This window comes from Petroclostridium sp. X23, assembly GCF_030013905.1.
GTDB lineage: Bacteria > Bacillota > Clostridia > SK-Y3 > SK-Y3 > X23.
On the sequence record NZ_CP124862.1, the window covers coordinates 2,682,388 to 2,702,906 of the forward strand.

The 20,519-nt window shown below is 39.9% G+C and carries 19 protein-coding genes, 1 pseudogene and 2 riboswitches; all 20 genes and pseudogenes read right to left on the reverse strand.

The window, feature by feature from the left end:
- Positions 1–743: 743 nt before the first annotated feature.
- Positions 744–1,148 (reverse strand): annotated as a pseudogene (locus QKW49_RS12795) (flagellin); the annotation flags it as partial.
- 262 nt (positions 1,149–1,410) lie between these two features.
- A complete protein-coding gene (csrA, locus tag QKW49_RS12800; protein ID WP_282867951.1) occupies positions 1,411–1,629 on the reverse strand; it encodes a carbon storage regulator CsrA in 219 nt (72 codons plus the stop codon).
- 4 nt (positions 1,630–1,633) lie between these two features.
- Positions 1,634–2,083, reverse strand: a complete 450-nt coding sequence (fliW, locus tag QKW49_RS12805; protein ID WP_282867952.1) for a flagellar assembly protein FliW — start codon at positions 2,081–2,083, stop codon at positions 1,634–1,636.
- Positions 2,084–2,226: 143 nt separating this feature from the next.
- Positions 2,227–2,781 (reverse strand): DUF6470 family protein, encoded by a 555-nt coding sequence (locus tag QKW49_RS12810; RefSeq protein ID WP_282867953.1) that lies wholly within the window; start codon positions 2,779–2,781, stop codon positions 2,227–2,229.
- Positions 2,782–2,793: 12 nt separating this feature from the next.
- The gene (gene flgL / locus QKW49_RS12815) at positions 2,794–4,818 is read right to left on the reverse strand and encodes a flagellar hook-associated protein FlgL (RefSeq protein WP_282867954.1); all 2,025 of its coding nucleotides are present in this window, start codon (positions 4,816–4,818) and stop codon (positions 2,794–2,796) included.
- Between the two features lie 77 nt (positions 4,819–4,895).
- On the reverse strand, positions 4,896–6,413 hold the full coding sequence (flgK, locus tag QKW49_RS12820; protein WP_282867955.1) for a flagellar hook-associated protein FlgK: 1,518 nt from the start codon (positions 6,411–6,413) through the stop codon (positions 4,896–4,898).
- An 82-nt stretch (positions 6,414–6,495) separates the two neighbouring features.
- The gene (flgK, locus tag QKW49_RS12825) at positions 6,496–8,010 is read right to left on the reverse strand and encodes a flagellar hook-associated protein FlgK (RefSeq protein WP_282867956.1); all 1,515 of its coding nucleotides are present in this window, start codon (positions 8,008–8,010) and stop codon (positions 6,496–6,498) included.
- 123 nt (positions 8,011–8,133) lie between these two features.
- Positions 8,134–8,634 carry a flagellar protein FlgN gene (locus QKW49_RS12830; protein WP_282867957.1) on the reverse strand — a complete coding sequence of 167 codons (501 nt, stop codon included), beginning with the start codon at positions 8,632–8,634 and terminating at the stop codon, positions 8,134–8,136.
- Between the two features lie 34 nt (positions 8,635–8,668).
- Positions 8,669–8,956, reverse strand: a complete 288-nt coding sequence (locus QKW49_RS12835; RefSeq protein ID WP_282867958.1) for a flagellar biosynthesis anti-sigma factor FlgM — start codon at positions 8,954–8,956, stop codon at positions 8,669–8,671.
- A 118-nt stretch (positions 8,957–9,074) separates the two neighbouring features.
- Positions 9,075–9,506: a MerR family transcriptional regulator gene (locus QKW49_RS12840; protein ID WP_282867959.1), complete on the reverse strand. Its 432-nt coding sequence runs from the start codon at positions 9,504–9,506 to the stop codon at positions 9,075–9,077.
- A 15-nt stretch (positions 9,507–9,521) separates the two neighbouring features.
- Positions 9,522–10,271 (reverse strand): ComF family protein, encoded by a 750-nt coding sequence (locus tag QKW49_RS12845; RefSeq protein WP_282867961.1) that lies wholly within the window; start codon positions 10,269–10,271, stop codon positions 9,522–9,524.
- Positions 10,272–10,387: 116 nt separating this feature from the next.
- Positions 10,388–12,616: an ATP-dependent RecD-like DNA helicase gene (locus tag QKW49_RS12850; RefSeq protein ID WP_282867962.1), complete on the reverse strand. Its 2,229-nt coding sequence runs from the start codon at positions 12,614–12,616 to the stop codon at positions 10,388–10,390.
- Between the two features lie 76 nt (positions 12,617–12,692).
- On the reverse strand, positions 12,693–13,049 hold the full coding sequence (locus QKW49_RS12855) for a glycosyltransferase (RefSeq protein ID WP_282867963.1): 357 nt from the start codon (positions 13,047–13,049) through the stop codon (positions 12,693–12,695).
- A gap of 406 nt (positions 13,050–13,455) precedes the next feature.
- On the reverse strand, positions 13,456–14,646 hold the full coding sequence (gene metK, locus QKW49_RS12860; RefSeq protein WP_282867964.1) for a methionine adenosyltransferase: 1,191 nt from the start codon (positions 14,644–14,646) through the stop codon (positions 13,456–13,458).
- Positions 14,647–14,739: 93 nt separating this feature from the next.
- Positions 14,740–14,841: riboswitch (SAM riboswitch) on the reverse strand.
- Between the two features lie 83 nt (positions 14,842–14,924).
- On the reverse strand, positions 14,925–15,395 hold the full coding sequence (locus QKW49_RS12865; protein WP_282867965.1) for a small multi-drug export protein: 471 nt from the start codon (positions 15,393–15,395) through the stop codon (positions 14,925–14,927).
- Between the two features lie 84 nt (positions 15,396–15,479).
- Positions 15,480–16,082, reverse strand: a complete 603-nt coding sequence (locus QKW49_RS12870) for an ECF transporter S component (protein ID WP_282867966.1) — start codon at positions 16,080–16,082, stop codon at positions 15,480–15,482.
- 84 nt (positions 16,083–16,166) lie between these two features.
- Positions 16,167–16,296: riboswitch (FMN riboswitch) on the reverse strand.
- Between the two features lie 209 nt (positions 16,297–16,505).
- Positions 16,506–18,971 (reverse strand): heavy metal translocating P-type ATPase, encoded by a 2,466-nt coding sequence (locus tag QKW49_RS12875; protein ID WP_282867967.1) that lies wholly within the window; start codon positions 18,969–18,971, stop codon positions 16,506–16,508.
- Between the two features lie 15 nt (positions 18,972–18,986).
- Positions 18,987–19,253 (reverse strand): metal-sensing transcriptional repressor, encoded by a 267-nt coding sequence (locus tag QKW49_RS12880; protein WP_282867968.1) that lies wholly within the window; start codon positions 19,251–19,253, stop codon positions 18,987–18,989.
- Positions 19,254–19,265: 12 nt separating this feature from the next.
- Positions 19,266–19,475: a copper ion binding protein gene (locus tag QKW49_RS12885; protein ID WP_282867970.1), complete on the reverse strand. Its 210-nt coding sequence runs from the start codon at positions 19,473–19,475 to the stop codon at positions 19,266–19,268.
- A 200-nt stretch (positions 19,476–19,675) separates the two neighbouring features.
- Positions 19,676–20,443 (reverse strand): DeoR/GlpR family DNA-binding transcription regulator, encoded by a 768-nt coding sequence (locus QKW49_RS12890; RefSeq protein WP_282867971.1) that lies wholly within the window; start codon positions 20,441–20,443, stop codon positions 19,676–19,678.
- Positions 20,444–20,519: the final 76 nt, after the last annotated feature.

Below are 20,519 nucleotides of genomic sequence, written 5' to 3' on the forward strand. Positions count from 1 at the left end.
GTAAATGTCATATTGTTACTACCATTGAGACCTACAGTTAATGCACCTGCACCAAATGCAGTATTTATCTTTCCTTGAATATGAGTTACATAGTCTTCTCTAGTATAGGTACCTGCATCCAAAGTAATCGTTGCTGTCTTACTACCTATAGTAATATCTATTTGATCACTTGCACCAGCCGCTACTGTATTTGTAGTTGCATGTATCGTACCATCTCCTGCACCGGTTGTACGATATTCGTCTCCATATCCCATGGTTGCAAGTGCGTCCCCTTCTGTTCCAGCAGAAGTAGCAGCGGCAACTGTAATACTTGTACCTGAGCCGTCATCTCTTGTTTGGATGACCAGTTTATTATTATCATCTACAGTTACATTTACTTGCTTATAATATTCATTCGCTGAAGCAGCTGTCAACGCATCATTAATTGCCGTTTGAACAGCTGATGCAAAGTCTTCTCTAGAGTAGCTGCCTGCAGCAATGGTAACATCTGCCAATGCTTCACCATTGATCGTAATATCAAAGGCATCATTTACGTCAGATCTAATCACTGTGGTTTCAGCCAATGCGATAGAGCCAGTTAATTTATATCCCTGTCCTTCTTGTCCAGCAATGGCTTCTTTGATAGCTACTGCACCTCCTGCTGTAGCTGTACCTGCTGCAGCTTGAACATCCATTGCATTGAATTTATTGGAAACTGCTTTTGTACCTTGTAATTCTCTTGATGAACTTAAACTACCATTTAGTAGCTTCTTCGTATTGAATTCAGTAGTGAAGGCAATTCTATCCACTTCACTTTTTAATTGATCTAGCTCTTTTTGTATTTCTCCACGGTCAACACCTGCATTAGTGTCACTCGCTGATTGAACAGCAAGTTCTCTCATTCTTTGGAGAATCGCTTGAGTTTCTCCAAGAGCACCCTCTGCTGTTTGAATTAAAGAAATGGAGTCTTGTGCATTTCTAGAAGCTTGATTTAAACCTCTAATTTGTCCTCTCATTTTTTCAGAGATTGCAAGACCTGCTGCATCATCTGCTGCGTTGTTGATTCTAAAGCCTGATGATAATTTTCCCATTGACTTTGCACCATTAGCACCAGCAGTACCCAACTGTCTGTGGGTGTTCATTGCCATTAAGTTGTTGTTAATTCTCATAATATAACTCCTCCTTGATAAATATTTCGGGCATCCATGCCCCTACTTTTTTAATGGACAATGGACAATGGACAATGGACAATATAAAATTGCCGACCGTTCAAAGCAATTGTCCGATATTAACATTATGGTTGGCCAACCATTTGTTTTTAGATTTCAATATATATATCGATTTAAATCTTCAAATACTTTAGCGAAAAACAAAAAAATTCTACAGGTTTTGTAGAATTTTTTATAATCTCTAGATAATTCAATAATGATATCACTTTTTAAATAGTCCATAAAGATCTGTAGGCTTACTGTCAGCTGCTTTTTTATTTTCTTCTTGAATTTCAAGGAATACTTCCTTCCTATGTATGGTTATATTACGAGGAGCACTAATGCCAAGGCGTACTTGGTCTCCCTGGATATCAATAATAGTAATTTCGATATTATCTCCGATGATGATGGACTGGGTCTTTTTTCTAGATAGCACGAGCATGGTTTCATCCACCTGCCTTTTGCTGGAATTGTTCCATAAAATAGTACTTGATGGGATAATCGCCTTTTTCCATTACAACCTGCTTGCCTTTATTATTATCAGCATTAATCAATACAGGCGCTTTTAAGTTAGCTGTCATTTTAGCCAGTTCTTCGGGTACTACTACAATAGAATAAATGTTTACTTTTGCAGTATCTTTGATCTCTAGAACTTCTATCTCACTATCATCAATATCTATCACATAATTTGGAGTGATAAGTCTTGGGTCAATGATTACAAAGGCAAGTTCCGGCATGTCCACTCCTTGGAGCCAGCTAAAAGGAAGGGTCTCATCTTCGCTATGGATAACTATAAACTTTTTAATTTGCTCAAAACCGGGGATGCCTTCCGGGAAATCAATGATATTTTTTTCATCTATTTCAATTGTACCAAAGTACTTTGTATGTAACTTCATAAACTTCCTCCTGCATTCATTATACATTGTTTCCATTTTAGTTAAACTTTAAATAGGATAATTAAGAATTATTTAAATATCTGGGGTAGACACAAGGCCTACCCCTACCATACAATATTGCTGAATTAAAAGAGTGTAGAAATCTACAACCTGATATCAACATTCTTGCCTGCATATTTAAATTGAATGGATGCTTCTTGTTCCAGATATATATTTATTTCAGGACGTGAAGCTTGTATATCTACCTGACCCGGCTGATAATCGTATTGAACTGCACCGGGTTGGTAGTTAAACTTTATATCTCCTGTCACTTCTATTTTAGGTCTGCTTTTAGGTATAAACCCAATGTTAAATTGTTTTTCCGGATACGCGTCGCGTACCGCCATGTTCGGAATAGGGTTACTGCCGTTTTCTATTGATGCCAGCGTATGTCCGTCTGCGACCGTTTTAGAAATATATTGCATCACCTGCTGTGATGCCAACTGAGATGCTTCCTTCAAAAGATCCATATTGTTCTTTAATCCAGCTTCCGCGAAACACTGATACTGGTCTATCTGCACTTTAGGAAGCTCTGACTCTATCTCAACTTTAGCATTCTCTTGGCGTATATCTAATCTAGGAGGTGTTGATTTCATATTAAGCTGTGTATTTTTTGTTTCAATCCCTATTCGTGCATAGGTCTGGGTTATCTGCAGCATAATATCCTCCCACTACTTAATAAAGTCAACTAATGTTGGTTGGATCACTCTGGCACCGGTTGATAACGAAGCGCGATATACGCTTTCTTCCATTTGCAGGCGAATGATGACTTCCGCCATATCTGCATCTTCATTTTTACTCATAAGTCCGGTAAAACTAATGTTATCATCTTTTAACCTGTTATCTGTAAGTTCAATAAAATTCATTCTCCCGCCTACATCAGCTCTCACTTTAAGTAAGCGATTCATATCTTTATCCAAGTCGGCAAGCATATCGTCTATCTCGAATTCATAGTTGGTAACAACTAAAGTTCCCGAATCATCCGTAATTGTCTTATACGATGTTTGTCCCTCCAGCGCCATCTCAAGTTTTGTAAAGGTTTCAAATAACCCTTCGGTACCTTGTCCAAATATATCTGTTCCTTCCACATTAATCTTGATATTGTTACCAACACCTATTTCGTACACAATTTCCTGTTTTTGATTGGTTGTTGATTGTGCTCCATCGGTAAAGCCTAGGGTAGTTAACGTATCCGGTTTTGAATCGCTTATTGTAAACTCCTGTCCGGCGGCAGCTTGTATTTGAATAGTACCTCCTGCCCCTTCTGTTACGGTGAATACGCCCGGGTATGTACTGTTAAGCTGAGGTATGAGTACATCATTAATAATATTCTCCCCGGCTGCGGGAGTTTGTGAAGGCAGCTTATATGTAACACCATCCTGTAATTTTATGGTTGTAGGTGTACCCCCGTCTAACGTAATATTAAAAAACAGATCCGGTACTGCAGCAGTAAAGGATGTGAAAGCCGAACTTTCAAGCATTCCGCTGCTGCTTTTCCCCCCACTGCTAAAACCTAGCGAAGATACATCAAAATCACCAGCATTATTTACCTTAATATTTTCTCCCTGGAGCACTGTAAACTTTAATCGCCCATTCTCACTGCTTGCTTTGACTTTGTCAGGCCCGAAAGCGGTATCAAGCTGCAGATTCAACTCGGTTACCATAAAATCAAGATCATAATGAGTACCTTCTGTTAAACTTATGCGTTCTACAGTGCCATCTAGCGATATATCAAAATACAGATCGGGAGCCTGCGCGGTAAACTCTTCAAATTTCCCCATCATCAGTTCAGGCTGTCCATATACTTTATCCATATTCTCATTATAAAATATTTCATACATCGCGTCGGTAACAGAACCGGAAACCGGCCCGCCAATGCCCGAAAACTTGCCTTTATAACTAAGTTTTTCCATTTCAGCCTCTACCACAGACTGCTCTTCGATTTTCATAAAGTTCAACGCATTGATGCCCGGAGGTGTATCCGGACCAATGGTAATTTCTTGCGTACCTGCTTCCGCTGCAAAGGTTAAATATCCGGATGTATCAACAGTAGCTTTTATCTTGTCCGCGCCAAAAGCAGTATCCAGCTCCGGTTGCAATGCCGCTATAAAATCTGCCGGCGTACCGTAATCCGCGGTCAATGTAATAGCCGTTTCAACACCATCTACATTTAAAACAAACTTTGATCCCGTTTCATCTCCTGACAAATCTATTGGCGCAATACTTTTTAGTGCCGGAGGAAGCGTGATCTTTTCAGCTTTATACGGTGGCTCATCTGTTTTAAAACCCGCAAAAACGTATCTTCCGGCATAAGCAGTATTACCGATTTCAACAATACTTTTTTTAAGCTGAGAAATTTCTTCTTTTATCTTTAATGTATCATCAACGCTTAACACACCATTTGATGCCTTCACTGTCAATTCCCGAACCCTTTGGATAACATCCCCCAAATTGCTTAAAGCACTTTCAGTTACTTCCGTCCACGATAACGCATCGCTGGTATTCTTTTGGAACTGCTCTATCTCAGAGACATCGGTCCGGAATTTCAACGCCCTTGAAGCAATAATAGGGTCATCAGAAGGCCTTGATATCTTCTTTCCCGTAGACATTTGCTGCTGCGCCTTTTCCATCCTGCCAAGATTGTTATTTAAATTTATCATCATATTCCGAACCAGCATATTATTCGTGACTCTCATCTTTACCCTCCCAAACTTCAAAGTCAACAATAATTATTTTTCATTAATCCAATTTTTTAATTGTCAATTGTTATTGGCTAAACTCCTACTCTATTAATTAACGTATCATAGATCTCATCCATCACCGTGATCATCTTTGCTGCTGCATTATAGGCGTGCTGATATTTTACCATATTTGCCATTTCTTCATCTACAGACACACCGGATAACGATAATCTCCGATTGTCGATCTGCTGTACAAGATTCTCCTGATTTCCCGAAACTCTTACTGCTTGTTGGGCGTCTACCCCTAACATCGCTACTAGTGATTTCATAAAGTCTTCCGGTGCACCTTCATTGAACATCTTGCTTTCGTGGCGTAGTTCCAGTAAACTTGCGATATTTCCGTTATTTCCTGCTTCTCCGCCTACAGATGCTGTAGCTATTTTATAAATATCACTCTCTACATCCGAAGAGATAGAGATATTTGCTGCTGTGAGCTTATCGTAACCGTTTTCTACAAGTTGGGCAGAAGACTTGTTCTCATAAGAGAAAAATCTTACGCCAACAGAACCATCCAATCCCACACCTCCTGCATGTCCCGCATAGTGCTGTTCGCCATCTTTCAATATTCCTTCATTAAATGTTTTTGCAAAACTTTGTGCGAATTCATCCAGCTTTTCGAGGTAATAGGGTATTCCTTTATATTGTCCTGCTTCTCCATTTCCATCACGAACATCCAAATATCCTTTTAGTTCTCCACCCTTTGGAATCATCTCATTACCGCTCTTTGCCCACTGTATGCCATACATGCCGTCCCTATGGGAACCTTCATCGATTTCAAAAGTTTCCAATTCATATGTATCAAAATGATTAACAAGGTATGAGCCATTTATAGTTACTTGAAAGCGGCGGTCTTCCTTTCCGTTAGGCAACTTTCCGACAACAACTTCACTGGCCTGTATATTAGCTAATTTAGACAGTTTGTCAAGAAGCAGCGTTCTTTGGTCTCTTAAGTCGTTAGCTGCATTACCGTCTAATTCGGACTTATAGATTTGTTCGTTCAAATCTTTTATTTGCCGGGTGTAAGAGTTTAATTCATCTACTTTAATTTTTAATGAATAATTATTGTCGTCTCGCATTTTTTGAAGATGGGCGGCTGTGCTGTTTAAATATTTGCATAATGATACACCTTTTTGTTTCACTGATGCTCGTGCCGCTTCACTACTGGGATCCTTTGATAGTTCCTGCAAGGATGCAAAAAACTCGTCCATGACTGTTGTAAAACCGGTGTCGGACGGTTCATTAAAAATCGCTTCAAGATCCTCCATCGCATTGCTTTTGGTTTCCCATTCACCAAAAGAAACATTCTCACTCCAGTATTTAAAATCCAAAAAGTCATCCCGAACGCGGTTTACTGCGGTAATCTCGGTACCGGTACCCACCATTCCCGTACCATCAAGCAGTCCGACCGGGCGCGTTGCTTTCTGTACCCCTACCTGTCGGGAATAGCCCGGTGTATTTACGTTATTAATATTATGGTTTGCGATATCCAATGATCTCTGACTGGCAAACAACCCACTTATCGCAACATCTAATCCGAAAAAAGAACTCATACTCACTCTCTCCTATATCTCTATATAAAATCTCAAGAAGAAAAAAACACTATTCACTATTCACTATTAATTATTGACTAAATTACCTTCCCACAATTCCCATTCTATTTATAATCTGATCTATCATCGCATCTATAGTATTCATAACTCTCGAACTGGCATTATACGCATGCTGGAACTTCATCATATTCGTCACCTCTTCATCCATCGATACACCAGATATAGACTCTTTCTTATTCTGTATCTGACTCACAAGCACATTCTGGTTTTCAGTAACTCTTGCAGCTTCCTGCCCGGTGGTTCCTATCCACGTGATAATAGAACGGTAAAAATCATCAATCCCTACCGTCAGATTTGTTGTTCTGTACAGTTCATCACGGCGGAATTCCACTATTTTTTGAGCAATGGTGTTATCACCCTTTTCGCCTGTGGCAGACGATGCTATCAAATCCAAATCGTTGAATTCGGGATTTACCTGGATATTTCCCATCTCAAAAGACAGTGAATCATCCATCTTAGTAAAGAAGTCAACCCCGGTACTGCCATCTATACCTACACCACTGTTATGAATCTCGTTAATCTTTCTGGCCATAAGGCTAACCATGGTATTAAGCCCTCTACGGATTTCCGGAATCAAACTATTGGAAGCAGGATCGAATTTATAGGTATCCGAAGCCGCATCGGCATCCACATCATCTGTTTCAATGACTGAGCCGTTTTCTACACTTCCTTTATACCCTGCTACATCCCCTCTTGCCTCTATCAAGCCGAATAGGGTACCGCTTGTCAACTGTACAATCTTATCTGACTTCTCCCATTTGGCCGTTACAAACATACTATTGTCTTTATTATAATCCGCCTTGATGGTTTCGGTTTTTTCTCCATTAACGAGGTATACACCCCCTATGGAAACATAAACCATCCCGTTATTTCGCTCGGTGATATCCACATTTGCCAGCTTACTTAACTTATCTAAAAGAAGGTTCCGCTCATCACGGTAATCATTCGCAACATCACGCGTCCCTTCATTTTCTATGATTTTTTTATTTAGCTTAGTAATTTGCTTAGCAGTATCATTGATTTCTTCTATTTTAAACTTGATTTCCGTGTTCAGATCTTCCTGGAGCTTATCTAATTGAGCCCCAATATGGTTTACGGCATCGGTGAAAGCAATTGCCCTTTGTCTCACCGTGGCTCTGACCGTAAGGCTATCCGGATCTTTCGTAAGTTCCTGCCATCCTTGGAAAAACTGGTCAATCACTTGCTGCAGCCCTTCACCGGAAAGATCTCCGAAAATAGCTTCTACATCTTCTATGGTTTTATTTTTACTTTCCCAATATCCCAGAACCTTGCTTTCATCTCTATACATATTGTCAAGGAATTGATCTCGAATCTGCCGCGTCTGTTGTACATCGACGCCCAATCCTACTTGAAATTTTCCGTAACTTGCAGGATTATATTCACTCATAATGGTTTGCTGGCGAACATATCCTTCGGTATTGACATTTGATATATTGTGTCCTACTGTATTTAAAGATCGTTGACTTACATACATCCCCGATCTTGCGATATCATAACTAGAAAAACTTGACCCCATAGCAACCCCCAATGAATAGTTAATAATGAATAATTAATAGTGAATAGTGAATAGTGAATAGTGAATAGTGAATAATTATAATAAAGAAATTCAAACGACACTATCATTTGTTACTATTAATATTTATAATTTTATGTCAAACAGGTTTTTACCGCCTTTTGTTTCTCTTGCAGTTCCTTTGCCTTCATAGTTGTTTCCCGCCGCCGATGTACCGGCGATTACATTCATGGAAAACTCAATATATTCTAAAGATTGTTTGATAAGCTTTGCGTTTAGTTGATTGGTATCTTTTAATTCTTCGAGAATTTCCAGCATTCTTTGTTCAAAGCTTTTAAGTTTTTTTTGCTGTACCTCATCCATATATCCCATCAAGGTAGATATTGTAATATCTTGTTTACCCAAATTTAATTTTTCCGCAAGATGCTCGGCAATCGTTCCCCGCAGCTGTTCCAACCGTCCGACTTGCATCACTAATGCTTGTTCCAGTTTCACAACGTTTTCAAGCTCTGTCACCTTACCCGAAACCACCAGTTCAGTTTTATCTTTTGACAGCTTTAAAATTTTCCCATATACCCGTTCCTGCTGCTCAAGAATATCGAATAACTCCTTGATCATATCTTCCATACTAATCCACCGCACCTTTACTTATCACAACTTATTATATCTTCTTATCAATGATTTTCTGCGCCATCTTATCCGCTACGTCCGCACCGGATACGTTATATGTCCCGCCGGCGTATTGCCTCTCCAATTCGCTGATCTTTTCTTTACGGATATCCGACACCTGATGAACCGCTTTAAAAGCCACTTGGTAGTCCTTTGCCTGATTGGATAATGTCATCGTATCTTTTTTGCTTTCAACTCCCGAAGCACTATTTATTTTAGAAATCTTCTTATCTTTATTGTATACGCCCATAATTCTGGAAAAGTCACCCGGTATGCGCATAGTCCTACACCTTCTTTTTGATTTTTTATGCTATTATTATTATCGACAATAAACAGAAGATAATTTATACCATTATTGATAAAAAAAAAGAAAAGCCTGCGCTTTTCCCTTTTCTTGTTTACCCTCTAATATTATCTTTTCTCAAGAAACGCATTTTTGCTGTTTTTTTGCTTGCGTCCCCATCAGAATGAATATGTTCTTTATTCGCTGCCTTGTTGGATACGCCCTTAAGGTCATTCATCAGCTCTATGGTACATGCTTCACAGTATTGACCACTCTTTATAGAAGCTCCGCACCGTTCACACTGCAATACGAAATTTCCATCCTCAATAATTTCGATTCGTCCTTCTTTTAAAAACCGCTTTATTTTACTGATTGAAACATCCAACACTTCCGATATTTCCGTCATTGTAGCGCCGCGGTGTTCATACAGGTATTCTTTAACCCTTTTATAATCTTCTTCATCCTGCTGACGACAGTCAGCACATAGAGGCGGACCCGATAAATGACTAAACAATTTTCCACACCTTGCACAATTCTTTGCATACATGAGCATCCCTCCACACTAATATATACCCTTACCTATAGCAGCAGTAACAACATAGATTTCTTTTGCACCCGCTTTTTTCAATAATCTTGAGCATTCATTGACTGTTCTTCCTGTCGTATATATATCATCTACCAATAATATGATCATATCTTTTATTGAATATTTATCATTCACCATAAAAGCATTTTTTATATTACGCTGTCTTTCACCTCGGTTCAGTGTGCTTTGAGGTGGTGTATCCTTTACCTTCCACAAAACGTTCTCGCTTATGGGAAAGCTTAGCTCTTCTGCTATCACACTGCACAGCAGCTTAGATTGATTATACCCTCTTTGTGCTAATCTTTTTTTCGACAGCGGTATATAGGTAATTATATCAAATTTCGGCAAACTTGTCATTTGTTTTATTTTATCTGCCATTAATATGCCAAGTGTTCTTGCATAGCGCTTTTTATTATAAAATTTCAGCTTCATGATGGCTTGCCGCACAATCCCTTTATATTCATAAACAGGGAGGTTTTGAATAAAATACAGCGTGGTTTTTCTGCAATCCAGGCACTGCTCAGGCCCATAGGGTGTTTCCATTGGCTGTCCGCACGTTTCACATACCTTTCCGCCCACCATAGGCATCTTCTCATAACAAATATCGCATATTTCCAACTTTGTGCCTACAGGCAACACAATCCCACAGAAGATACATCTGGGCGGATAAAGCAAGTCCAATATATAGCTTGTAACACGCTTAAAATATGATTTAAAACCATCCATGATGTCATACCTCAGCTAAAATGTAAATCTATAATCATTCCCTGCAACGGAACGCCACAGGGGGCGTTCCCTACGCAACACGAGTAGACTCCGATACTCGCTCAATTTCCCGGATTCTATTTCTGTGAACTGTGAACCGTGAACTGTGAACTAATTCTCAATTTATCCGCCAGCCCCGAATACCTTCTCATTTCCCTGTTATTATCTACCATCGCCCTAATGGAACCTTCTTTTCCTACCAGCACCACAAGTTCTTTAGCCCTGGTTAGTGCAGTATAAAAAAGATTGCGTGACATCAGCATAGGCGCTCCGGGAAACACAGGCATCACCACAGCAGGGAATTCACTTCCTTGGCTTTTATGAACAGTCATCGCATACGCAAGTTCCAATTCATCCAATTGACTATAGTCATATTCCACCCTTTTATCTTCATCGAATACAATGGTCATACTGCTGCTCTCATCATTTATTTTTTCGATGCATCCTACATCCCCGTTGAATATGCCGGTTCCCTCTTCACTGCTATCCAATCTATCCCATACTATATTATAATTATTTTTAATCTGCATCACCTTATCTCCTTCACGAAAGATCATCTCACGGTAGCTTTTTTCTTTTTTACTCTTCGAAGGAGGATTCAGCACTTTTTGTAACTCCTTATTAAGGTTCGATACTCCTATAGGTGATTTTCTCATAGGCGTTAATACTTGGATGCCCTGAACAGGGTTATATCCGTAAAACCCGGGAAGTCTGAATTTACACAGTTCTACAATGGATGATACAATTTCCCCTGCACTATCCCTATTCATAAAGTAAAAATCTTTATCTTTCATATTTAAGATAGGATAGCTGCCTTGATTTACTCTATGCGCATTTACAATAATCATACTTTCCTGCGCCTGCCTGAATATTTCTGTTAGTTTAACAATCTTCACCATACCGCTTTCAATAATATCTCTAAGTACATTTCCTGGCCCGACAGACGGCAGCTGATCCACATCACCCACCATAATCAGGCGGGTTCCGGGCGCAATCGCTTTTAATAATCCATTCATCAATAGGATATCTACCATAGACGTTTCATCAACAATGATTATCTCCGCTTCCAGCGTATTGGACTCGTCTCTTACGAAATGCAAATCGTCTCTCTCATCGGCATATCCTATTTCAAGCAGTCTGTGAATAGTCCTGGCTTCCCTGCCGGTCATCTCCGACATCCTTTTGGCTGCTCTCCCGGTAGGAGCCGCAAGCTCAATCGAATAACCTTTTCTCTCCATCAGTTTGATAATGGTGTTTAGTGTAGTAGTCTTCCCCGTACCCGGCCCTCCGGTAATCACCAGTACTCCGTTGCGCAAGGACTCTTTTACAGCCTCTTTTTGCTGTACTGCCAGCGTGATCCCTATTTCTTGTTCTATCTCAGCAATATCATCGCCAATACCGTCCATTTCCATTTGCCGTTGTGCAAATGCGATGCTCATCAACCGGCGTGCCACACCTATCTCTGCATGATGAAAAGGAACCAGGTATACTCTTTCCATATCTTCTGATTTCTCTACATATATAGACTTGTCCACCATCATTGAAATAGCAGCATATTCCACTTCTTGCTCAGAGACCTGCAGCAGCTCCGATGCCTGTTGTACCAAGATACTCTTAGGCAAAAATGTATGCCCCCCCGAGCTATTAAAAGCCAATACGTGCTTAACCCCCGCTTTAATGCGTTCCACATCATTCAGCTCAGTCCCCATACTTAAAGCAATCTTATCCGCAGTCTTGAATCCTATTCCATATATTTCTTCCGAGAGAATATATGGATTTGCTTTAATACGGTCTATAGCCTCACTGCCAAATTTTCTATATACTTTTACTGCATAATTGGGTGTAACGCCATACTGCTGCAGAAACATCACTACCTTACGAACTTCCCTCTGCTCTTCAAAATTTTGTCCGATTTCCTCTGCTTTCTTTACGCTAATACCTTTTATCTCCGCCAGACGCTCAGGCTCATTTTGTATAATTTCCAGTGATTGATCCCCAAACTTATCAACAATTTTTTGTGCAGTAGCCTCACGTATTCCTTTTATAACTCCCGAAGCCAGATACTTAAATATCATAGTAACAGTACACGGCAGCACCTTCTCAAAGTATTCCACCTTGAACTGCTCTCCATACTCATGATGGGTTACCCAACTGCCCATAAACTTCACCGTTTCTCCGGCACTCAAATAAGGCATATATCCAACAGCAGTGACCAAATCATTGTTATAGCTAATATCGCAAACGGTAAAGCCGTTGCCTTCATTTGTAAATATGATCTCTTCCACCGTACCTTCAATTGTTAGCAAGTTTTCATCCTCCCGTTTACCAGTAAATCCAATTAATCTAAGTATATCGTATTTAACCGCTGTAGTGAAGAAGTTTTTAGCGCATTAGATTTTGAAGTATCTTCGAATATCCTTCACTGTCAGTCACTTGAATAAAATCATATTCCGTACAAAGTTTATTCAGTATATTTACAGTCTCATCCGTAGAACCCATATCGACTACCAGAATATTAGGAACCATACCACTCTGCGTATTATTCAAGCTCTTCCAAACTACCGAGCGTATGATCCCTTCTATCGTCTCCTGCTGGTTTTTAACAGTAATGATTATGTAAATATCATCTTTTTTCAGCTTAAAATTATGTAGGATATTGTATATATTTACTCCCATCTGAATAATACCATATACAGCAAAGAAACAAAAAAGCGATTGTATAAAAATATCCAGCATCATTTATCACCCCATTATCACTATATGCGAAAATGAAAAGATAAGTGAGGGAAATCAATGAACAATTAATAGTGACTAGTGGATAGTTAATAATTAATAGTGAATAGTGAATAATTAACAGTGAACCGATAAAAATATATTAAATCGCAAATGCAGCAGTAACTTAGGATATAATTAAAACCTAATATAGGGAACTTAAATATGCTCTACCCTGTCATTATATTGTCTAAAGAAATTTCGAACAAGCTATCTCTTCAATGATAATAAAAACAACCTAGCATTAAAGAACTAGTTCTTCAATACCAGGCTGTTTTTCATTTAGAAGCTCAAAAATAATTAATAATTATTCACTATTCACTATTCACTATTCACTATTCACTATTCACTATTCACTATTCACTATTCACTATTAATTATTAATTGCCTTCCTAAGTGTTTGCGCTTTATCGGTTCTTTCCCATGGCAAATCAATATCTGTTCTGCCAAAATGTCCATAAGCGGCTGTTTGCTTATAAATCGGTCTTCTTAAATCAAGGCTCATTATAATGCCGGCAGGTCTCAAGTCGAAGTTTTCAGCCACCAACTCCTGAATTTTTTCGTCTGCAATTTTTCCTGTTCCAAAAGTTTCTACCAATATGGATACCGGTTTCGCTACCCCTATCGCATATGCGAGCTGTACCTCGCACTTTTTCGCCAAGCCGGCAGCTACGATATTTTTAGCAACATATCTTGCTGCATATGCCGCGGAACGATCCACCTTGGTGGGGTCTTTTCCGGAAAAAGCACCGCCGCCGTGCCTGGCGTATCCCCCATAAGTATCAACAATAATCTTTCTTCCTGTCAGGCCGGCATCCCCTTGAGGTCCACCTACCACAAACCTTCCGGTCGGATTGATAAAATATTTGGTTTTTTCATCGAGCAGCTCTGCAGGAACGATAGGCTTTATCACTAGTTCCATCATATCTTTTTCGATGGTTTCATGTTCCGCCTCAGCACTATGTTGGGTGGATATAACGATCGCATCTATCCTAACAGGCTTATCATCTTCGTATTCTACTGTTACCTGGGTTTTTCCGTCCGGACGGAGATATTCTAAAGTATTGTCTTTCCTTATTTCCGAAAGCCTTCTGGCTAATTTATGCGCAAGGGCGATGGGCATAGGCATCAATTCGGGTGTTTCGTCACACGCAAATCCAAACATCATTCCCTGATCTCCAGCTCCTATGGCCGCAATTTCTTCTTCGCTCATCTCACCTTTTTTCGCTTCCAGCGCTTTATCAACACCCATCGCAATATCCGGAGACTGCTCATCAATAGCAGTCAGCACCGCGCAAGTTTCGCCGTCAAACCCGTATTTCGCTCGATCATACCCTATGCCTTTAATGGTTTCACGTACAATCTTAGGGATATCTACATAACACTGGGTAGTAATCTCTCCCGCCACCAATACCATACCGGTTGTAACCGATGTTTCACATGCTACTCTCGCCATTGGATCTTTTTGAAAAATCGCATCTAATACCGAATCGGAAATCTGGTCGCAGATTTTATCCGGATGCCCCTCGGTAACTGATTCTGAAGTAAATAATTTTCTAGCCATATCACGTTTCTCTCCTTTAATAACACTTTAAGTTTTGTAAAATATCACAAAACCCCTCTTTCCGACAGAAAGAGGGGTGATTTACCACTATTCTCCTCATCTTTCAGAATACAAATTCCGAAGGAATTGGCACCTTTTCTAACGCAGGTTGCCGGGTTTCATAGGGCCCTGTCCCTCCACCTCTCTTGATAAGGAATATCTTCTATTAACTTATTTTATAATATAGCATATATTGACAAAATAGTCAACATACCCACTCATCAAAATTCTTCTGCCATTTAAAAAACATGGTAGCTTATGGTCATCACAAGTGCCCCGGCGGCAATAACACCTAAAAATATGGAAGGTATCGCATATTTCATTCTCATATCCAACATAGACGCCACCATCGCACCTGTCCAAGCACCTGTTCCCGGCAGGGGAATAGCAACAAGCAAAAACAGCCCTAAAGCACTGTATTTCATCATAGTTTCAGCCTTTTTCATTGTTCTATTCTCAACCCAATGAATAAGCCCTTGAAAATACTTTGTCTTTCTTAAAAAAGCAAATACCGGACGCATAAATAAAATGATAAACGGTATTGGTATTAAATTTCCCAAAACACTCAGTATATATACGAACTTCCAATCCATAGCCATAGCCATACCAAACGGAATAGCCGCCCGCAATTCCAAAACAGGCGTCGCAGCAAGACCTACAATAAGTAATTCATTGTGTATCTGACCAATCCACTCACTTAAAAAACCCATCAAAATACCTCTTAATCATTTCTAAAGATTTTTTACCTACCCTTTAACATTTTATTATATGCAAAACAAAAAAGCAATTAGAATTTATTTATGCAATATTGGTGATAATTTTTTATAAATGAATAATGTGACTGTAGAGATTATAATGCTTTTAAGCAAATTAAACGGAATGAATGCAAATACGATCAATGTCTTTAAGTCTACAATAGCTGCATTTGCCTTAGTTCCCATACCAATGATAGCATCCATTGGTAAGCCCAATACTGTCTGATAAAGCGGTATCAATACAAAATAATTAAGTATTGAAGCAAAAGTCGTCATGCAAATAGTTCCTGCAACCAAACCTAAGATCGCACCATTCCTATTTTTCTTGGCTCGATAGATATATCCGGCAGGTATAATAAAAGCAATACCAACAAAAAAATTAGCGATTTCACCTATAAACGACGTACTTGTGGATGGCATGTGCACAAGATTTTTGATAAGTTCAATGACCACACCTGCAGCCGGCCCGAGTGCGAACGTTCCTATCAAAATAGGTATTTCACTTAAATCCATTTTTAAGAACACAGGCATCATGGGAATCATAAATTCAGCGTACATGACAATGGACGCTATTGCAGCAAGTAAAGCAATCTTCACCAGAGAATGTACCTTGACTTGTTTTACGGTTTGCGTTTTCATCATTTTTTGTTCCTCCTTAAATAAAAAATAATTCCCGAAGATATCTTCGGGAATTATGATATGTTTCATGCGCATGTTAAACACTTTACTCATCTTCTTTCATCCAGACTGTACTGTCGGCTTTGGATTCTAACCAAATCTGCCTTTCGGCTCGTGGGCTTAAAGCACGTAGCTTGTCACCACCGGTCGGGAATTTAACCCTGCCCTGAAGATATCCTGGCATACTATATTCGGTTTGATAATATTTTATCATACTCTATTGGTTTATTCAATAACAAATTCAAATATAAACGAATTTTTTAGATATTAAGCTAACTGTTGTAGGGGCGGACGACTCTGTCCGCCCGCATATCATACACATTATGAATTCGGGTGGACACGGTCGTCCACCCCTACTGTAGAAATACTCAAATATATTACTCTTCATTACTTATAAGGCTTAAATCGTTTTAATCTCAATGCATTAGCTAATACCGATACTGAGCTCAATGACATTGCAGCGGCCGCAAAAATCGGATTGAGTTTTGGTCCGCCAAAGGCATATAATATACCGGCAGCTAAGGGAATCCCAGCCGTATTGTACGCAAATGCCCAGAAAAGGTTTTGTTTGATATTTGTAATGGTACTCTTGCTCAACTGTATGGCTGTAGGAACATCCATCAGGTCACTCTTCATTAATACAATATCTGCCGATTCCATCGCTACGTCGGTTCCCGATCCGATGGCAATCCCAATGTCCGCCTGCGCCAATGCAGGAGCATCATTAATTCCATCACCCACCATCGCTACTTTCTTCCCTTCACCCTGGAGCTTCTTCACTTCACTTGCCTTATCCTGAGGCAGCACCTCTGCCAGTACTCTGTCGATTCCAACTTGTTTCGCAATCGCTTCGGCAGTTCTTCTGTTATCTCCTGTAATCATGGCTACTTCTATACCCATTTCGTGCAGCTTCTTGATAGCCCGGGCACTGCTTTCTTTTACTACATCGGCAACTGCAATAATTCCTGCCAGTTGATTGTCAATGGCTATATACATGGGGGTTTTCCCTTCGGATGCTAACCGATCCGACTCATTTTCCAATTTGGACAACTCTATATTTTTTTCAAGCATCAGCTTACGGTTACCTAGATACATCACTTTTCCATCTAACTCTACTTCTATACCGTGACCGGGAATAGCGGCGAATCTATCCATTTTCAATATGGTTAGATTTTCTTTGTCTGCGCCTCTTACAATCGCTTCTCCCAGTGGATGTTCAGATCCTTTTTCCGCCGAAGCAGCCAATTGTAAAAGCTTTTGTTTATCAGCTATACCTGTAGTGACGATATCCGTTACTTCCGGCCTGCCTTCTGTAATAGTACCGGTTTTATCAAATACGATGGTCTGTATCTTATATGTTGATTCAAGCGCCTCTCCGCCTTTTATCAGCACTCCGTATTCTGCACCCTTACCCGTTCCTACCATAATCGCCGTCGGTGTTGCCAGTCCCAGCGCACACGGGCACGCAATCACAAGTACTGCGATAAATATCGTCAGCGCAAACACTTCACTTTGTCCGGTGAAATACCATGCCAGTGCTGATACCACCGCAATAATAAATACAACGGGTACAAAATAACCTGAAACAATATCCGCCATCTGAGCGATAGGCGCTTTAGAGCCCTGTGCATCCTCTACCAGCTTGATAATCTGTGCCAGCGCCGTATCACTGCCAACCTTTGTTGCCTTAAACTTGATAGAGCCGTTTTTATTAATACTTGCACCGATCACCTTATCGCCGGGCTTCTTCTCCACAGGAATACTTTCTCCCGTTAACATAGACTCGTCAATAGATGTATTCCCTTCTATTACTTCTCCATCTACCGGGATCTTCTGCCCCGGTCTTACCAAAATAATATCGCCAGCCTCAACTTCTTCGATAGGAATCTCTATCTCTTTTCCATCTTGTATGATCAATGCTGTCTTAGGCGCCAGTCCCATCAGCTTTTTAATGGCTTCTGATGTTCTTCCTTTAGATACCGCTTCAAGGGATTTCCCTAAGAGAATCAGTGTGATGATTACACCGGCAGTTTCAAAATACAAATCATCCACATGCATGGATTCACCCATAGAAATTCTATAGATTGAGTATATACTGTAAATAATGGCTGCTGATGTTCCCATTGCGATGAGCGAATCCATATTTGGATTTCTGCGGATAATCGCTTTGAATCCTACAGTATAGAACCTGTACCCTGCAATCACTACCGGTATGGTAAGAGCCAGTTCAACCAGCGCATATCTCATCGGATAATGCATGGGTTCCAGCCATTCGGGAATAGGAAGGCTGATCCATGGAAGCATCGGCGCCATGGCAATATACAGCAATGGTATTGAAAATACTGCCGATACGATAAATTTTGTCCATAATGTCCTGATTTCTTTTCCTTTTCTCTCTTTATCCTCATCTACTTTACTGTTCGCTTCAATCTCAAGGGCCCTATATCCCGCCTTGGAAATCGACTGTTTGATTTCAGACAGCCTGGTTTGCTGAGGGTCATACTGCACATTGGCCTTTTCAGTTGCAAAATTAACCGCTACACTTTCTACCCCTTCAAGCTTGCCTACTACTCTTTCAATGGCTTTTGCACATGCTGCACAGGTCATGCCTTCAATGGGAATAGCGATTGCCTTTGTTGTTTTTTCTTCCAATGCCTCATATCCGGCTTTGGATACGGCGGCTTTTATGCCTTCTATATTTACTTTTCCCTCGTCATATTCTACACTTAACTTTTCGGTTGCGAAGTTAACATTTGCTTGCGCAACTCCCTCCAGCTTGTTTACAGCTCTTTCTGCTGCTTTCGCACATGCTGCGCATGTCATACCAAGTACTTTAAGTTGTTCTGATTTCATTCCTCACTCCTCCTTCTACTTGGCGTATTTGTCAATAATTTCTATGATTTCATCGATCTTTTCGTCCCCATGTCCTTCTTCAAATGCCCGCTTTACACAGCTTTTAATATGCCCATCGATAATCTTTAAGTTCGCCTTCTTTAAGAGAGCTTGCACCGCAAGAATCTGCTTGGATATATCCACACAATAGCGCTCATCTTCTACCATCTTTATAATACCTTCTATTTGCCCTTTTGAAGTTTTTAATAAATTAAGTATTTGCTTGCTATCATTTTTAACCATTATGCCTCTCCATCAGTCTATTTTGACAACATCATAGCCTACATCTTCTATCGCGGCCTTTAATGCATCATCACTTACTTGACTGTTTAACCTTACTTCAGCAAATTTACCTTCTAAACTTACCGAGACACTGCTCACGCCACTCACTTCTTTCAATGCTTCCTCCACGTGTTTCACACAGTGTCCGCAGCTCATACCTTCAATAAATATTTTCTTTGTCATAAAAACCATTCCTTTCTTTTTGTTGTGATATTATAATTTTTGTTTATATATCGCAGAATATACTCCTACCATTAATCCCACCCCATATGGGGTAGGATTAATTATATTATACCATACTATTCCGGGTTGTCAACTATAAACAAAAGAATGCACAAAATCGTAAATTTACGATTTTGTGCATTCTTTTGTTTATAGTTGATTTAATCCAATATCCGAACCCCATACTTTTCTGCCTCGGCTTTGATATCAGCAGGCAGCGGCCTTTCACACACCAATACATCTATATCTTCAAGATTGGCATATGTGAAAGTCATGTTTTTATTGATCTTGCGGGAATCAAGTAAAATCACAACTTTTTTGGCCCGCCGGACCACCTTTTTTTTCACTTCACATTCATAAACATTGGAAACCGTCAAGCCGCTTTCCGGTGATAAGCCGGAAGCGGACATAAACGCTATATCTATATTAATGCTATCGAGGTAAGATACCGCATTCGGCCCGGATACCGACAAAGTATTCGGGTTGACATGTCCTCCAAGAGTGATAACGGTACAGTTTTGTTTTTTTAATAATTCCAAGGCAATATTGGCACCGCTTGTTACAATTGAAAAGCTTTCATCGGGAATCAGCTTCGCCAAACACATAATGGTGCTTCCAGCATCAAAATAAATGGACCTTCCTCTTTCAACCAACGGCACTGCTTTTTCAGCTATTTTCAGCTTTGCTTCAATATGCTCGGCAGCCCGTCTTGAGTATTCATCTTCTTCGCCGGTGATCGCAGCTACCTTTTTGGCACTGACAGCTCCCCCGTGGGTTCGTATGAGATAACCTTCATTTTCGAGACTAATGAGGTCTCTCCTTAAAGTCATTACCGAAACCTCAGGAAAAAAGTCTTTTAGCTGCTGAAGTTGAACCTCACCTTTTTGTTCGAGCATTTCCAGTATCTGCTGCTGCCTTTCATTATTCACGTAATCACTCTCCATAGCCATGCAATATTATCACTTATTGACGATATTATTTTAGCATATTTTTGTCAATATGCAA

Coding starts and splice junctions, on each gene's coding strand:
- csrA (WP_282867951.1), bottom strand. CDS start 1,629: ATGCTCGTGCTATCTAGAAAAAAGACCCAGTCCATCATCATCGGAGAT.
- fliW (WP_282867952.1), bottom strand. CDS start 2,083: ATGAAGTTACATACAAAGTACTTTGGTACAATTGAAATAGATGAAAAA.
- QKW49_RS12810 (WP_282867953.1), bottom strand. CDS start 2,781: ATGCTGCAGATAACCCAGACCTATGCACGAATAGGGATTGAAACAAAA.
- flgL (WP_282867954.1), bottom strand. CDS start 4,818: ATGAGAGTCACGAATAATATGCTGGTTCGGAATATGATGATAAATTTA.
- flgK (WP_282867955.1), bottom strand. CDS start 6,413: ATGAGTTCTTTTTTCGGATTAGATGTTGCGATAAGTGGGTTGTTTGCC.
- flgK (WP_282867956.1), bottom strand. CDS start 8,010: ATGGGGTCAAGTTTTTCTAGTTATGATATCGCAAGATCGGGGATGTAT.
- QKW49_RS12830 (WP_282867957.1), bottom strand. CDS start 8,634: ATGGAAGATATGATCAAGGAGTTATTCGATATTCTTGAGCAGCAGGAA.
- QKW49_RS12835 (WP_282867958.1), bottom strand. CDS start 8,956: ATGCGCATACCGGGTGACTTTTCCAGAATTATGGGCGTATACAATAAA.
- QKW49_RS12840 (WP_282867959.1), bottom strand. CDS start 9,506: ATGTATGCAAAGAATTGTGCAAGGTGTGGAAAATTGTTTAGTCATTTA.
- QKW49_RS12845 (WP_282867961.1), bottom strand. CDS start 10,271: ATGGATGGTTTTAAATCATATTTTAAGCGTGTTACAAGCTATATATTG.
- QKW49_RS12855 (WP_282867963.1), bottom strand. CDS start 13,049: ATGATGCTGGATATTTTTATACAATCGCTTTTTTGTTTCTTTGCTGTA.
- metK (WP_282867964.1), bottom strand. CDS start 14,646: ATGGCTAGAAAATTATTTACTTCAGAATCAGTTACCGAGGGGCATCCG.
- QKW49_RS12865 (WP_282867965.1), bottom strand. CDS start 15,395: ATGGGTTTTTTAAGTGAGTGGATTGGTCAGATACACAATGAATTACTT.
- QKW49_RS12870 (WP_282867966.1), bottom strand. CDS start 16,082: ATGATGAAAACGCAAACCGTAAAACAAGTCAAGGTACATTCTCTGGTG.
- QKW49_RS12875 (WP_282867967.1), bottom strand. CDS start 18,971: ATGAAATCAGAACAACTTAAAGTACTTGGTATGACATGCGCAGCATGT.
- QKW49_RS12880 (WP_282867968.1), bottom strand. CDS start 19,253: ATGGTTAAAAATGATAGCAAGCAAATACTTAATTTATTAAAAACTTCA.
- QKW49_RS12885 (WP_282867970.1), bottom strand. CDS start 19,475: ATGACAAAGAAAATATTTATTGAAGGTATGAGCTGCGGACACTGTGTG.